Consider the following 13,960-nt stretch of genomic DNA (forward strand, 5'->3'; position numbering starts at 1 on the left):
CTAGTCGGTCTCCTCCGGGGGTGGCTCGTCCCCGCCGCCGCGGATGGTCCACAGCAAACCGTCCAGCTCGTCGGGCTTGATGAGGACGTCGCGGGCTTTGGAGCCTTCGCTGGGGCCGACTACGCCGCGGGTTTCCATGAGGTCCATGAGACGGCCCGCTTTGGCGAAGCCGACGCGGAGTTTGCGTTGCAGCATTGAGGTGGAACCGAATTGGGAGGTGACGACGAGTTCGACGGCTTGGATGAAGACGTCGAGGTCGTCGCCGATGTCGGGGTCGACGTCTTTCTTCTCGCCCTGTTTGGCGGCGGTGACGCCCTCTTGGTATTCGGGCTCGGCCTGGTTCTTGGCGAAGTCGACGACGGCGTGGATTTCCTCGTCGCTGATGAACGCGCCCTGCAGGCGGGTCGGCTTGTTCGCGCCCATCGGCAGGAACAGGCCGTCGCCCATGCCGATCAGTTTCTCGGCGCCGGGTTGGTCCAGGATGACGCGCGAGTCGGTCAACGACGAAGTGGCGAAGGCCAATCGGGACGGCACGTTGGTCTTGATCAGGCCGGTGACCACGTCGACCGACGGGCGCTGGGTGGCCAGCACCAGGTGAATGCCTGCGGCGCGGGCCTTTTGGGTGATCCGCACGATCGCGTCCTCGACGTCGCGGGGCGCGGTCATCATCAGGTCGGCGAGCTCGTCGACGATGGCGAGGATGTACGGGTAGGGGCGGTACACCCGTTCGCTGCCCAGCGGCGCGGTGATCGCGCCGGACTTGACCTTCTTGTTGAAGTCGTCGATGTGGCGAACCTTGTTGGCCTGCATGTCCTGATAGCGCTGCTCCATCTCCTCCACCAGCCAGGTCAGCGCGGCGGCCGCCTTCTTCGGCTGGGTGATGATGGGCGTGATCAGGTGCGGAATGCCCTCGTACGGGGTGAGTTCCACCATTTTCGGGTCGATCAGGATCATCCTGACCTCGTCCGGGGTGGCCCGGTGCAGCAGCGAGACCAGCATCGAATTCACGAAACTCGACTTACCCGAACCGGTGGAGCCGGCGACCAGCAGGTGCGGCATCTTGGCCAGGTTCGCGGCGAGGTAATCGCCCTCGATGTTCTTGCCGAGCCCGATCACCAACGGATGGTGGTCGTTCCGGGTCGACGGCGCCTTGAGCACGTCGGCGAGCCGGACCAGTTCGCGGTCGGAGTTGGGCACCTCGATGCCGACGGCGGACTTGCCGGGGATCGGGGCGAGCAGCCGAACGTTCTCGGTGGCAACGGCATACGCGATATTGCGGGCCAGCGCGGTGATCTTCTCGACCTTCACGCCGGGTCCGAGCTCCACCTCGTAGCGGGTGACCGTCGGGCCGCGCACGAAACCGGTGACGGCCGCGTCGATCTTGAACTGCACCAGCACCTCGGTGATCGCCTCGATCATCGATTCGTTGGCGGCACTGCGCTTCTTGGGCGGATCGCCGTCGGTCAGCAGCGACATCGGCGGCAGCACGTAGTCGCCCTCGACCTCCCGGTCGGCGACGAACTCGAGCTGCTTCGGCGGCGGCGGGGTCTGGTCCTCAACCTTCGCCACCGGGCGCTGCTTCTTCGGTTTCGGCTTGGCGGCAGGCTCTTCCGTCGCGATCGGCTTGGCGTCCTGCAGCGGCGGCTCGCCGATCACCTCGGTCACCGCGTCGGGATCGCCGAATTCGTCGGCGGGATAGTTCTCCACGGGCGTGCGGCCGCGCCGCTTCGCCTTGGCGGAGTGCAGCGGGAACCCGTCGGCGTCGTACTTGGCCGGGTCGTAGCCGAATTCGCCGTCGTATTCACCGTATTCGTCGCCGCCGCTGCCGGTGCCGAAGTACTCGCGCAGCCGGGCGGGCACCTCGCGGACCGTGGTGCCGGTGAGCAGCAGCACGCCGAAGACGATGGCCAGCAACAGGATCGGCACCGACAGCCAGGCGGTGAGGCCGTTGGTGAGCGGCCCGCCCACTACGAAACCGACGAAACCCGCGGCGCGCGAACGGCCGTGCGGATCGGTCGGCGCTCCCGCGATGACATGCCACAGTCCGAGAATCGGCAGACCGACCAGCAGTCCGCCGAGCACCAGCCGCGGCCGGATCTCCGGATGTGCCTCGGTGCGCATGAGAATGACCGCGATCGCGGTGGCGACGAACGGCAGCCCGGCCGACGCCGACCCGGACACGGCCCGGATGGCTTCGCCCACCCAGTGCCCCACCGGCCCACCCGCCGACAGCCACACGGCGGCGGCGATCACCGCGCTCAACGCGATGAGGGCCAGCGCGATACCGTCGCGACGGTGGCCGTGCTCGATCTCGCCGGCCTTGCTCAGGGTCCGGGTGGTGGCGCCGAGGCCGCGCGCGAGCATGTTCCAGCCGCTGCTGATGCCGCGAGTCAGCACCGCGAGCGGCGCGGTGTTCGACTTGCGCCGAACCGGCCTGCGGGCCGCTGGGCGGCGGCCGCGCGGAGTCGTCGTGGTGCGGGGCGTGGTCGCCGTGGTGCGGGGCGTCGCCGCGCGGGACCGAGCCGCCGTGGTCCTGCCCCGCGCCGATCCCGCCCGCGCCCGAGTAGTCGTGGTGCTGCGGGACTTACCTGCCATGGACCCAGGCTAGCCGCAAACGCCCCTTCCAGACCATCCGCAACACTGGTATCGCCCGTCTCAGGAGTGCCGAACTGTGCAGATGCCCAGGTCGCCAGGGATCCGGGTCGCGCGCCCCCAGCCGCTGATCCTGCGTGTCGGACCCGACCGGTCGGGTCTGATTTCCCCCGGCAAACGAGTCTTCGCCCAAGGCCCAGGAATCAGGCAGGTCTGCGAAGAAGCGGTCAAACGGAGCGGTCGAGACCCAATACCGTGCTGACGGCGTCGGGTTCACCCGTGGTCTCGATGCGGACCTCGTCGCGACCGAACGCGTGCAGCAGCAGCTCCGACGGCGCGCCGGTCAACGTCACCTCGTCGCCCGGCCGCGAACGAACAACGGCCCGTTTGCCGTCCAGCGACTCCAACACGACCGTGACCGGTGATTTCCGGTAGGACCGGCGCGCCATCTTGCTGACCAGCGACCAGTACTTGTCCTCGTCGGCCTGCGAGATCTCGCGCGGCATCCAGCCGGGGCTGCCGCGGCGCACGTCCTCGTGGTGCACGAACATCTCGGTCAGATTCGCCAGCGCGTCGACCGGGCGCAGCGGCGACCACCACGGCGGCCCGGTCCGGACCTGTTCCAGCAGCTCGGGAAACGGCTGGCCGGCCACCTTCGCCTGCACGCGTTCGAGATACCCGGCGAACGGCGGCAACATGATGCCCGGCGCGGCGTCGATGCGCCGCTCCCGAACCACCAGATGCGCGGCGAGGTCCCGGACCGTCCACGTCCCACAGAGCGTCGGCGCCTCCGGCCCGACGGCCGTCATCGTCTCGACGAGCTTCTGACGTTCCCGCTGCGCGATGCTCACCCTCTGAACATACCGACCAGCCCATCCCCCCACACCTTCTGGTTCTCGAATACCGAATCGCGAGTGAGTGCGTCTGCGGCACGGGAAAAGGTGCGCGATTGTCTCCAGTTGCGACACCCGAAGCCCCGAATTCTTGGGTAGCGCAATGGGTGTTCGCTATGTACCTTGTCACTCGGTCCATCGGGTCGTGGGCCTAATTACAAGAAGGGCAAATTCCCTGTGAAGAAGTTTGTTACTGGTGCAGCCATCGTGGCCGCCGCCGGTTGCGCGCTGGCTATCAGCGCGCCTGTCGCACAAGCCAAGGCGTACAACTACGGTGCGATCGCGTTGTCCACCTCTACCGGACTGATCGGCTACTCCTACGACTACCCCGATTCGGGGGCGGCGCAGGCGCGCGCGATCCGCAGCTGCGGGGCCGACGACTGCGAGACGGTGGTCTGGTTCGCCAATGGCTGTGGGGCGGTAGCCTATTCCAGCCGCACCGGCTCTTACAGCTGGGGCTACGCGGCCTCGCGCAGCGGCGCACAGAGCAAGGCGCGGGCGAACAACTCCTCCGACGCCTACATCGTGCACTGGAACTGCACGTCCAACCACGGCTGATGTCCGCGAATCGATTCAGGGGAAACATCGTGAAACACCGCACTTTCCGGACCGCCGTGGCCGTCGTGCTGACCGCCGCCGCGTGCACACTCACCGCGTGCGCCTCCGGCGACAAGGCGTCCTCGTCGCCGAGCACCACCGCCAACGCCGACACCAAGCCCGGCGAGCTCCAGGGCGGAAGTGACAAGGGCGACAAGGAAACCGGCTCCGCGCCGACCACGCCGTCCTCGCCGGTGCTGGCGAAGCCGTCGACACAGCAGCTGAACGACCGCCTGACCAAGGCGTTCGATCCCGCAGTGCCGAACAAGGAGAAGATCAGCTGGATCCAAGCGGCGGAACAGGATCCGTACCTGGTCGCCAACCTGGTCGACGCCGCCAAGAAGCAGGGCGTCAAGGTCGAGATCACCAAGGTGAACGACCCCAGCGACGGCAAGCTGAAGGCCGACGCCAAGGTCACCATCAACGGCAGCCCGGTCGACGACGCGTTCGTCTCCTTCGTCTCCGAGGGCGGCGAATGGAAGGTCGATCACACCTTCGCCTGCAACATCGTCAAGAGCGCGAAGATCGAATCCGCGGCCTGCCAGGAATGAGCTAGCAGCGACGAAAGCGCCGGAAGCCATTGGCTCCCGGCGCTTTCCGGTATCCGTCGAGCAGCCGCCGATCGCCGTGTCCGCTGGCAAAACCTCGCGCCGGCGCCTAGGGGGTACCCGATGCGGTCGTCGCGATGCCGCCGTCTACCGGGATGATGGTGCCCGTGAGGTAGGACCCGGCCCGGCTGGCGAGAAACACGGCGATACCCGCCATGTCGTCGTCGCGGCCGAGCCGGCGCAGCGGGGCCGCCGCCGCGATCGTGTCGCCGACGGCATCGAGCGTGGACGCCATCATCTGCGACGGGAACACTCCCGGTGCTACCGCGTTCACCGTCACGTGCTGTGGGCCCAGCTCTCTGGCAAGCACTCTGGTGAGCTGATGGAGTGCCGCTTTGCTGCTGGCGTACGAGTAGTTGGGCGACTGGGCGACGTGGACGGCGGCGATACTGCCGATATTGATGATTCGCGCGGGATCATCGGCGGTGCCCGCCTTGCGAAGTGCGGGGAGCAGCGCCTGCGTCAGCCAGAACGGCGACTTGAGGTTGAGGTCGAGCACTGAGTCCCAGGCCTCGTCCGGGAACGTCGCCAGCGGCTCGCGCCACATCGCTCCCGCGTTGTTGACGAGGATGTCCAGGCGTTCCGAGTCGGCCTCGACAAGATCAGCGAGGCGCTGACACTCGTCGTGCCTGGACAAGTCGGCAGGGATCGCTCGAACGTCGCCGAACTCGGACAGTAGACGTTGTGCCTCCGTGCACGTGTCCGCGTTGCGTGAGCTGATGACGACGCGGGCGCCCGCCTGGAGCAGGCCGCGCGCGATCATCATCCCGATCCCCCTGGTGCCGCCAGTGACAAGGGCGTACTTCCCACTCAGATCGAAAAGTTCTGTGTGAGTGGTGAATTGGTTGTCCTTCATAGATCTCTGCCCCTTGTGTCGTGGAAGAATTCGCCGACACCACGTTGACAGGCATGCTGGACGTCTGGGAGAGCCTGGTGATACAGGTACTGCGAGAGCCCCCTTGCCGGTGCGCCGACCCACGCCGCAGCTTGGTCGACGATGCGTACCGAGCCACTGGCAGCTACGAAAAAGCGCCGGAAGCCATTGGCTCCCGGCGCTTTTCAGTATCCGTCGATCAGACGCCGATCACCGTCGGCACGATCATCGGGCGGCGACGGTAGGTGTCGGCGACCCAGCGGCCGACGACGCGCCGCACGCTCTGCGCGATCCGGTGGATGTCGGTGACACCCTCCGTGGCCAGCCGCTGCAACTCCGCCTCGACCAGTTCGGCCGCGACGGTGAGCGCCGACGGATCGTCGGAGAAGCCGCGTCCGCTGACCTCCGGCGCACTCACCGCCTTACCGGTGGTCTCGTCGATCGCGACGGTGATCGAGATGAAACCACCCTCGCCGAGCACCAGACGATCCGACAGCGTCGACTCGCCGACGTCACCGACCGACAGGCCGTCGACGTACACGTGCCCGACCGGCACCCGCCCGACGATCGAGGCGATGCCGTCGACCAGGTCGACCACGACGCCGTCCTCGGCGAGCATGACCCGGTCCTCCGGCACACCGGTCGCGATGGCGAGCGCGGCATTGGCGCGCAGGTGCCGCCATTCGCCGTGCACCGGCATGGCATTGGTGGGCCGCACCGCGTTGTACAGGTACAGCAGCTCGCCCGCGGACGCGTGCCCGGAGACGTGCACCTTGGCGTTCTGCTGGGTGATCACCGTGGCGCCGAGCCTGGCCAGGCCGTTCACCACCGCGAACACCGAGTTCTCGTTGCCGGGGATGAGCGAGGAGGCCAGCACCACGAGATCGTCCTCGCGGATGTTGATCTGGCGGTGATCGCCGCGGGCCATCCTGGACAGCGCCGACAGCGGCTCGCCCTGCGAACCGGTCGAGATCAGCACCAGTCGATCGCCGGGCAGCGTCGCGGCCTGGTCGAGGTCGACGACCACGCTCTCCGGCACCGTCAGGTAGCCGAGGTCCTGCGCGATCTGCATGTTGCGGACCATCGAGCGGCCGACGAAACAGATTCGCCTGTTGTACTTCTGGGCGACGTCGACGACCTGCTGGATGCGATGCACGTGGCTGGCGAACGAGGCGACGATCACCCGGTTGCGGGCCTTGCCGATCACCGTGTCGAGCACGCCGCCGATTTCGCGTTCCGGCGTGACGAAGCCGGGCACCTCGGCATTGGTGGAGTCCACCAGGAACAGGTCGACGCCCTCGTCGCCGAGCCGGGAGAAACCGGCCAGATCGGTGAGGCGACCATCGAGGGGCAGCTGGTCGAGCTTGATGTCACCGGTGTGCAGCACGACGCCCGCCGGGGTGCGGATGGCGACGGCCAGCGCGTCCGGGATGGAGTGGTTGACCGCGAAGTACTCGCAGTCGAACGGGCCGTGTTCGGTGTGCTGGCCCTCGATGACCTCGATCAGCTTCGGCTGCTGGCGGTGCTCGCGGCACTTCGCCGCGACCAGCGCGAGGGTGAACTTGGAGCCGACCACCGGGATGTCGGCGCGCAGCCGCAGCAGGAACGGGATGGCGCCGATGTGATCCTCGTGACCGTGCGTGAGCACGACCGCGACGACATCGTTGATCCGGTGCTCGATGGGCCGGAAGTCGGGCAGGATCAGGTCGACGCCGGGCTGCTGGTCCTCGGGGAACAGCACGCCACAGTCGACGATGAGCAGCTTGCCGCCGTACTCGAAAACGGTCATGTTGCGGCCGATTTCGCCGATGCCGCCGAGCGCGAAGATGCGCAGGCCGTTCTTGGGGAGCTTAGGCGGGGCGCCCAATCGCTCGTGCGCGAGGGATGCGGCACGCGGATCCTGTTGGGGCGCAGACTGTTCGGCCCGGCCACGGCCGGACTGCTGGCGGCCACGGCCGGATTTCCGTGCCTGCTGGCCGTTTTGCGGCGCCTCGGCGCGCGGGGCCGACTTCTTCGCGGGCGCGGACTTCTTCGCCGCGGTGGCCTTCCTCGGCTGCGAGGTCTTCGCAGGCTGCTCAGCCGGTGCGGTCACGTCGGACTGCACCGAAACCTCGGGCTGCGCCGCGACTTTCGGCTTCTCGATGCGCGCAGGCCGTTCGGCCGGAACAGGCGGCGGTGCTCCCGCGGCGCGGGACGCGGTTCTGCGGGGACGACGTGCGACAGGCTCTGTCATGCCCGTACCTCGCTAGCCGTGACGCGCTCGGCGCTCTGGGTATTTAGCTCGCTCTGCTGTGTGGTGATTCGCTCGCTCCGCTCTCTCATCCGAGCACCCCCGCCGCCCGTAGATCAGCGGCAAGGAGCTCGAGTTGTTCAGGATTCGGCATCAACTGCGGCAATCGCGGTTCACCCGCATCGATCCCGAGCAGACGGAGGCCGCCTTTGCTCATCGCGACACCGCCCAAACGGAACATTGCCGAGTTCAACGGCACCAGGGCCGCGTTGATCTCTCTGGCGCGTGCCACCGCGCCGGAGGTGTAAGCAGTAAGCAACTCGCGCAACCGTTCGGGCACGAGATGTCCGATGACGCTGATGAATCCGGTCGCGCCGATCGACAGCCACGGCAGGTTCAGCGTGTCGTCGCCGGAGTAGAAGGCCAGGCCGGTGTTCGCGATCAGGTCGGCACCCGCGTTCATGTCGCCCTTGGCGTCCTTCACCGCGACGATGCGCGGGTGCTCGGCCAGCCGGCGGATGGTGTCGCTGGCGATCGGCACCACCGAGCGCGGCGGAATGTCGTAGAGGGTGACCGGCAGGTCGGTGGCGTCGGCGACCGCGGTGAAGTGCGCGAGCAGGCCCTCCTGCGAGGGACGCGAGTAGTACGGCGTCACCACCAGCAGGCCGTGTGCGCCCGCGCGCTGGGCGTTGCGGGCGAGTTCGATGGAATGCGCGGTGTCGTAGGTGCCCGCGCCCGCGATCACGGTGGCGCGGTCGCCGACGGCGTCGACGACGGCGCGGAGCAGGTCCGCCTTTTCCTGCTCGCTGGTGGTCGGCGACTCGCCGGTGGTGCCGGAGATGGCGAGTAGGTCGACGCCTCGATCCACCAGGCGGGCGGCCAGCGCGACACCGGCATCGATGTCGAGCTTGCCGTCGGCACTGAACGGGGTCACCATCGCGACACCCACCGTGCCGGACGCACGCAGCTCGGTCGGACTCGCGGTGCTCGCTGCCACGCCGCGGTTACGCACGCTGCCGCCCTCGGGCTCCACGCTCGCTCCGTGGGTTGCCGTCGATTCACCGTTCGTCATGGTCAGAAAGGCTACCCGGTCGGCGGAACGCCCTCGACACCGTCGCCACTGAATGGACCGGCCGGTCGGGTGCGCGGTCAGCTACCGCGCGATCATGATGTCATTCGCGTCCTTGCGTGACATCAAAAATGGCGTCACACTGATGTCATGGATCTGAACAAGTACACCGCCCGCCTGCGCGAGGACCTGATCGCGGCCGCCGCCCTCGGCGACGAAAAGACCCAGGCCACCGCGGCGGCGCTGGCCGCGGCGACCGAGAGCTCGGCCCGGCTGGTGCTACTTGCCGCGCTGTCCGAACTCGCCACCGAGCTCAACACCGAACTGGGTGACCGCACGGTGCACCTCTCCTTCGACGGCACCGAGGCCAAGGTCGACCTGCGCAAGCAGTCGTCCGCCGACGACCACGCGACCTTCGAGGAAATGACCGGCGATATCAGCCGAGTCACCCTGCGACTGGTCGAAACGTTGAAGTCGAAGGCGGAAGAGGCGGCCGCGCAGAGCAATCAGTCGCTGAATTCGTGGTTGTCCGGTGCGGTTTCGGGAGCGCTGCGCGACCAGATGCGCGGGTACGGGCAGAAGCGGGACGTCTGATCGACAGCCGCACTTTTTCTCGGGATCTGCACCCACTATGGACGCCCGAAGTCGGTGCAGATCCCGAGAGTGGGTGCAGATCTTGGCAGTAGCGGTTGATGAGTTACAACAGCGGAGCGAGGTTTCCGCGAGAGCCGATGACGACCTTGTCCAGTTCGAGCCAGTCGGCCATGTCGCGCAATGCTTCTGTTAGGGCGTGCGCGGTTCCGGGGGTGTCGTAGCCGGGCTCAGCGAAGGCTGCGGGGACGGAGAGGCGGCCTGCGGCGCGCTCGGCGCGTAGGTCGACGCGGCCGACCAGTTCACCGTTGAGCAGGAACGGGAAAACGTAATAGCCGTGTACCCGTTTGGGTTCCGGGGTGTAGATCTCGATGCGGTAGTGGAAGTCGAAGAGGCGTTCGGTGCGGGCGCGGAAGAAGATCAGCGGGTCGAACGGGCACAGCAGGGCGGCGCCTTCGACGCGGCGCGGGATGGGCGTGCCCGCGCGCAGGTACGCCGGTTTGTCCCAGCCCTCGACCTCGACCGGGAGGAGTTCGCCCGCGTCGACGAGGTCGGCGATGGCGGGTTCGGTTTGGCGACGATGTAGTCGGTAGTAGTCGCGCAGGTCGGTTTCGGTGCCGATGCCGTGGGCGGTGGCCGCGCGGAGCACCAGTTCGCGCACCGCGTCCTCCTCGGAAACGGTGCGCGCCAAGATGTCCGGCGGGATCACGCGCTCGGCGAGGTCGTAATGCCGCGCGAAACTGACGCGCTTGTCCACCGAGAGTGCGCCGGCGGCGAACAGCTGCTCGCAGATCATCTTGGTGTCGCTGAGATTCCACCAGGAGCCCTTGGCGCGCGGCTTGTCCAGTTCCAGATGCCGCTCCACCTCACCGGCCGTACACGCACCGACCTCGGCGAACACATCCAGGATGTCGTTGCCCAGGGTGGGATTGCGCTCCACCACCTTGCGCACACCGGCCCATCGGCCGTTCTCGAATTGCGTCATCCGCCATCGCATCAGCGGCCAATCCTCGACCGGGATCAATGCCGCCTCGTGCGCCCAATACTCCACCAGCCGCCGCGGCCGCCGGGCATTGTGACTCCACGCCGCCTCGTCCAGCAGCGCCCGATCGTAGGCCCCGATCCGGCTGAACACCGGCGCATAATGCGCCCGCACCACCGCCGACACCGAATCCAACTGCAACAGTTGCGTTTTCTCGACCACCCCGAGCACCGACCGCCGGGTCGTCCGCACCGGCTTCCGCGCCGCAAACCCCTGCGCCGCCAGCGCAACCCGCCGCGCCACCCCAACACTGACCTTCCGCATACCCGCACAATGCCACGAGGGTCCGACATTGACACCCGCCCACCGGGACATGATGGCGGCGCCACTCGACATTCGCCGCCGTCATGTCCCGCTCGCGAACTGTGCGCGTCGACGGATGGGCTTCGGTTGATCCCTAGGTGGAGACTTTGATGCTGCCTGCGGCGTCTATCTCGGTGCGGCGGTCCTGATGGGGGGCGTTGGCGAGAACCGTGGCGAGGATGCGGCGGCCCATCGGGAGGACGCGGACGGTGACCGAGCCTGCGTTGGCGGCGTCCAATTCCTTTGTGGCGGCCTCGATTACCTGTTGGCGGACCCAGCGGGGGACCCCGGCGAAGCCGCCGTCGTCGAGGAGGACCACCTCGACGCCGCGGCTGCGGGCGCCGCGGGCGGCGCTGCTGAGTTCGTCGGTGACCAGTTGCGGGGCACGCAGGCCATCGCGTAGTTCGGCCTCCAGCAGGCGGCATTGTTCGCGTTCGGTGGCGGTGAGTTCGACACCGTCGGCGATGCGTTCCAGGATGGGCCTGGCCACCTTGTCGAGGCGGGCCAGCTGCCGGTTGCGTTCGCCGTTCTCCGCGGCCATGGTGGCCTCGGCGGCGGCGCGCATCGTCGACTCCTCTCGCAGCAACCGCAGCGAGCGCTGGGTGGGTCGCATGATCACCGCGAAGAGCGAGACGCCGGCCACCGTGGAGATCGGCACGATCGATCCGGCGATCACGCCGCCGCTCAGGCCGTTCACCACGCCGACGGCCGCGATCACGACCGCGACACCACAGACCCCGAGCCAGGCCGCGCCCAACCGGCCGCGCAGCACGAGCACCGCGAGCACATACGACGACGCGAACGCGGTCCACACCTGCCTCGACCAACCGTGCTCGACATCGAACGAGGTGAGCGCGGTCGCCAGCGGTCCGGAGGCGGCGATGAATATCGTCGCGGGCAACGGCAGCGGATCGACCGGGATCACCAGCACCAGTACCCCGGCCGCGGCCAGCAGCACCAGCGCGGCCACCGCCGCGATCAGCGGCGAATCGCCGAAGTTGCGGACCATGTACAGCACGATGGTCGCCTGCAGGATGAGCAGGAACAGCCCGGCCGCCGGGTCCCGCAGGCCGAGCAGATCGCGGAGCCCGAATTCGGTATCGGTGTCAGCCATCGCTGCCCCACACCAAGGTCACCGTGGTGCCCTCGCCCGGTTGGGATTCCACGAAGCCCGCGCCGCCGGCCAGCTGCCGCATCCGGCCGAGAATGCTGACCGAGATGCCGAGGCGATCGGCGGGCACCTGCCCCATCTCGAAACCCGCACCGTCATCACGGAATACGACCCGGATGCCGCCCGCGCTGATGGTTACCGTGACGGTGCGCTGCACCTCACGGCCCGGCACGGTGGCGTGGCGCAAACTGTTGCGCACCGCCTCGGTGAGTGCCGCGGCGATGGTGCCCGCCGCGTCCACCGGCAGCCGGAGGTCGTCGAAGCCGGACCAGCGCCGGGCGGTGAACCGGATACCGGGGTTGACTTCGTGCACGGCCGAACGCAGGAACCCGGTGGCGGACTGCGCGTCCAGCCGGTTCGGTTCCACGTCGCCGACGCGGCATTCGTCGAGCTGCTCGAGCGTCCGCTCGGCTTGCCGGCGCAGCACCGGCGAATCGGTACCCGCCCGGGACGCGTCCAACAGGGTGGACAGCACCGCGTCGTGGATCAGCGCGGCGAATCGCGCCCGTTCGCGGTCGCGGGCCGCGGCACCGGCCACCGCCGCCGCGCGCCTGCTCTCGATCGCCGACTCCCGATCCACTCGATCCGCAGCAGCTTTGGCGTAGATCGCGCACCAGAGGAACAGTGCACACAAACCGGCTGCGCGAACGAAGTCACCGGCCCACACCACGGGCGTCGCGTCGGGCAGCACGAAAGCGTTGGCGAACGCCGACAGCGCGGCACCGATCACGAGATAGACGACCGCATAGACCGGACGCCACGCCAGCACCGCCGCGAGCACACCGAGCGCGAGCACGCGATACAGCCACACCGAGGAGGTCTGCGGCACCGGATCCGGATACGCGAACGGGATCACGGCCATCGCCGCGAGAAAGCTCACCGCCGCCGCACCGGACACCAGCTGGATGAGCTGCCTGCTCGACGCGATCGACACCGCGGCCAGCACCGGGAACAGCCCGAAAGCCAGCACCACCGTGAGGACCGTCCAACCGCCCGCGATAAGCCGGCTCTGGTCCGCGATCTCCGGCAGCTCGACCACCGCGACGATCACCCCGGCGATCCCGATCGCCAACCCGAAGCGACGCAGAATTCGATCGGACGCGCCCTCGTACCCACTCTTCTTGGACACCGGAGCGGCTCCCCTGCGCCAACGGCTCGGTGCGATGTGATCGAGCGACACGGGAGCAGCGGTGGTGTCCAGCATGCTGGACGCGATCATGACCGCGCCTCGCTGCGCTCGTTCATCCGCGTGGATGCCGCTCGGGCACCGGAAGCCACCCGTCCTCCACTGCCCGCTTGTACAGGTCGGTCTTGGTCGGCGCCGGGCGTCCCGCGTCGGCGTACTTCTGCCGGATGCGGCCGAGGTAGTCGTTGACCGTCTGTTCGGACAGGCCGGTCAAACGCGCCACCCGAGAAGCCTTCTCACCAGACGCATACAGCGTGAGCACCTCTTCCTGACGCGGACTGAGCCCGACGTCGGACAGCTGCGGGTCGCCGTCGATGGCGGCGGCCCAGTCGGTGGTCACCACCTGTTCGCCGGAACCCGCGCGGCGCACGGCCGCGACCACGGTCTGCACGTCCTCGGATTTGCGCACCACGCCGAGCACCCCGGCCCGCGCGGCGGACCGCACCAGGAACGCGTTGTCCGCGCCGGTGAAGATCAGCACCTCGATGCCGCGATCGCGCAGCGCACGCACGTTGTCTTCGGGCGTCGACCCGTCGGCCAAACGCAGGTCGAGCACGACCAGATCCAGTTGCGGTAGATCCTGAGCGGCAGCCAATAACTCCGGTACCGTGCCCGCGGTCAACACCAGGTCGAGATCGGGTTCCGGCGCAAGCATGGCGGCCAGTCCGATCGCTACTGATTCGTGGTCTTCGACCACTCCGATCCGGCGCGGTGCGTTATTGCCCCCTTCGGCCAACGTCACCTGAAATCTCCATTCCCGAGCAAACTCGTCACATCCCCACCGCAACAACGTTCTGTCAGTAT

At 67.9% G+C, this 13,960-nt stretch carries 12 protein-coding genes; 3 read left to right on the forward strand and 9 right to left on the reverse strand.

From position 1 onward, the window contains the following. Window positions 1-2,595 carry a DNA translocase FtsK gene (locus ACFWF1_RS08455; RefSeq protein ID WP_379284530.1) on the reverse strand — a complete coding sequence of 865 codons (2,595 nt, stop codon included), beginning with the start codon at window positions 2,593-2,595 and terminating at the stop codon, window positions 1-3. A gap of 224 nt (window positions 2,596-2,819) precedes the next feature. Next, window positions 2,820-3,443: a TIGR03085 family metal-binding protein gene (locus ACFWF1_RS08460; protein ID WP_379284531.1), complete on the reverse strand. Its 624-nt coding sequence runs from the start codon at window positions 3,441-3,443 to the stop codon at window positions 2,820-2,822. Window positions 3,444-3,662: 219 nt separating this feature from the next. On the opposite strand from ACFWF1_RS08460, the gene ACFWF1_RS08465 reads away from it, so the two are divergent. Both ACFWF1_RS08465 and ACFWF1_RS08470 read left to right on the forward strand, forming a co-directional pair. Next, on the forward strand, window positions 3,663-4,043 hold the full coding sequence (locus ACFWF1_RS08465; protein WP_379284532.1) for a DUF4189 domain-containing protein: 381 nt from the start codon (window positions 3,663-3,665) through the stop codon (window positions 4,041-4,043). 29 nt (window positions 4,044-4,072) lie between these two features. Continuing rightward, window positions 4,073-4,633 (forward strand): hypothetical protein, encoded by a 561-nt coding sequence (locus ACFWF1_RS08470; protein ID WP_379284533.1) that lies wholly within the window; start codon window positions 4,073-4,075, stop codon window positions 4,631-4,633. 106 nt (window positions 4,634-4,739) lie between these two features. Here the strand turns inward: ACFWF1_RS08470 and ACFWF1_RS08475 are convergent, their stop codons facing one another. From ACFWF1_RS08475 to dapA, 3 genes are all read right to left on the reverse strand, one after another. After that, the gene (locus ACFWF1_RS08475) at window positions 4,740-5,546 is read right to left on the reverse strand and encodes an SDR family oxidoreductase (protein WP_379284534.1); all 807 of its coding nucleotides are present in this window, start codon (window positions 5,544-5,546) and stop codon (window positions 4,740-4,742) included. Window positions 5,547-5,763: 217 nt separating this feature from the next. Next, window positions 5,764-7,797 carry a ribonuclease J gene (locus ACFWF1_RS08480; RefSeq protein ID WP_379284535.1) on the reverse strand — a complete coding sequence of 678 codons (2,034 nt, stop codon included), beginning with the start codon at window positions 7,795-7,797 and terminating at the stop codon, window positions 5,764-5,766. Window positions 7,798-7,882: 85 nt separating this feature from the next. Next, window positions 7,883-8,731, reverse strand: coding sequence for a 4-hydroxy-tetrahydrodipicolinate synthase (gene dapA, locus ACFWF1_RS08485; protein WP_379284854.1), 849 nt, complete (start codon window positions 8,729-8,731; stop codon window positions 7,883-7,885). Between the two features lie 282 nt (window positions 8,732-9,013). On the opposite strand from dapA, the gene ACFWF1_RS08490 reads away from it, so the two are divergent. After that, the gene (locus ACFWF1_RS08490) at window positions 9,014-9,457 is read left to right on the forward strand and encodes a hypothetical protein (protein WP_379284536.1); all 444 of its coding nucleotides are present in this window, start codon (window positions 9,014-9,016) and stop codon (window positions 9,455-9,457) included. Between the two features lie 103 nt (window positions 9,458-9,560). Here the strand turns inward: ACFWF1_RS08490 and ACFWF1_RS08495 are convergent, their stop codons facing one another. From ACFWF1_RS08495 to ACFWF1_RS08510, 4 genes are all read right to left on the reverse strand, one after another. Next, complete coding sequence (locus tag ACFWF1_RS08495) at window positions 9,561-10,760, reverse strand: winged helix-turn-helix domain-containing protein (protein WP_379284538.1); 1,200 nt, start codon at window positions 10,758-10,760, stop codon at window positions 9,561-9,563. 133 nt (window positions 10,761-10,893) lie between these two features. Beyond that, window positions 10,894-11,913 (reverse strand): hypothetical protein, encoded by a 1,020-nt coding sequence (locus ACFWF1_RS08500; RefSeq protein ID WP_379284539.1) that lies wholly within the window; start codon window positions 11,911-11,913, stop codon window positions 10,894-10,896. After that, window positions 11,906-13,189, reverse strand: coding sequence for an ATP-binding protein (locus tag ACFWF1_RS08505; protein ID WP_379284540.1), 1,284 nt, complete (start codon window positions 13,187-13,189; stop codon window positions 11,906-11,908). The genes ACFWF1_RS08500 and ACFWF1_RS08505 overlap by 8 nt, the downstream gene beginning before the upstream one ends. A gap of 22 nt (window positions 13,190-13,211) precedes the next feature. Further along, window positions 13,212-13,898 (reverse strand): response regulator, encoded by a 687-nt coding sequence (locus ACFWF1_RS08510; protein ID WP_150405770.1) that lies wholly within the window; start codon window positions 13,896-13,898, stop codon window positions 13,212-13,214. Window positions 13,899-13,960: the final 62 nt, after the last annotated feature.

It is taken from the genome of Nocardia sp. NPDC060255 (genome assembly GCF_042727395.1).
Taxonomy (GTDB): domain Bacteria; phylum Actinomycetota; class Actinomycetes; order Mycobacteriales; family Mycobacteriaceae; genus Nocardia.

Excerpts from the sequence above, each read along its gene's own strand:
- ACFWF1_RS08490 (WP_379284536.1), top strand. The coding sequence starts at position 9,014 with ATGGATCTGAACAAGTACACCGCCCGCCTGCGCGAGGACCTGATCGCG.
- ACFWF1_RS08455 (WP_379284530.1), bottom strand. The coding sequence starts at position 2,595 with ATGGCAGGTAAGTCCCGCAGCACCACGACTACTCGGGCGCGGGCGGGA.
- ACFWF1_RS08475 (WP_379284534.1), bottom strand. The coding sequence starts at position 5,546 with ATGAAGGACAACCAATTCACCACTCACACAGAACTTTTCGATCTGAGT.
- dapA (WP_379284854.1), bottom strand. The coding sequence starts at position 8,731 with ATGGTGACCCCGTTCAGTGCCGACGGCAAGCTCGACATCGATGCCGGT.
- ACFWF1_RS08480 (WP_379284535.1), bottom strand. The coding sequence starts at position 7,797 with ATGACAGAGCCTGTCGCACGTCGTCCCCGCAGAACCGCGTCCCGCGCC.
- ACFWF1_RS08495 (WP_379284538.1), bottom strand. The coding sequence starts at position 10,760 with ATGCGGAAGGTCAGTGTTGGGGTGGCGCGGCGGGTTGCGCTGGCGGCG.
- ACFWF1_RS08505 (WP_379284540.1), bottom strand. The coding sequence starts at position 13,189 with ATGATCGCGTCCAGCATGCTGGACACCACCGCTGCTCCCGTGTCGCTC.
- ACFWF1_RS08500 (WP_379284539.1), bottom strand. The coding sequence starts at position 11,913 with ATGGCTGACACCGATACCGAATTCGGGCTCCGCGATCTGCTCGGCCTG.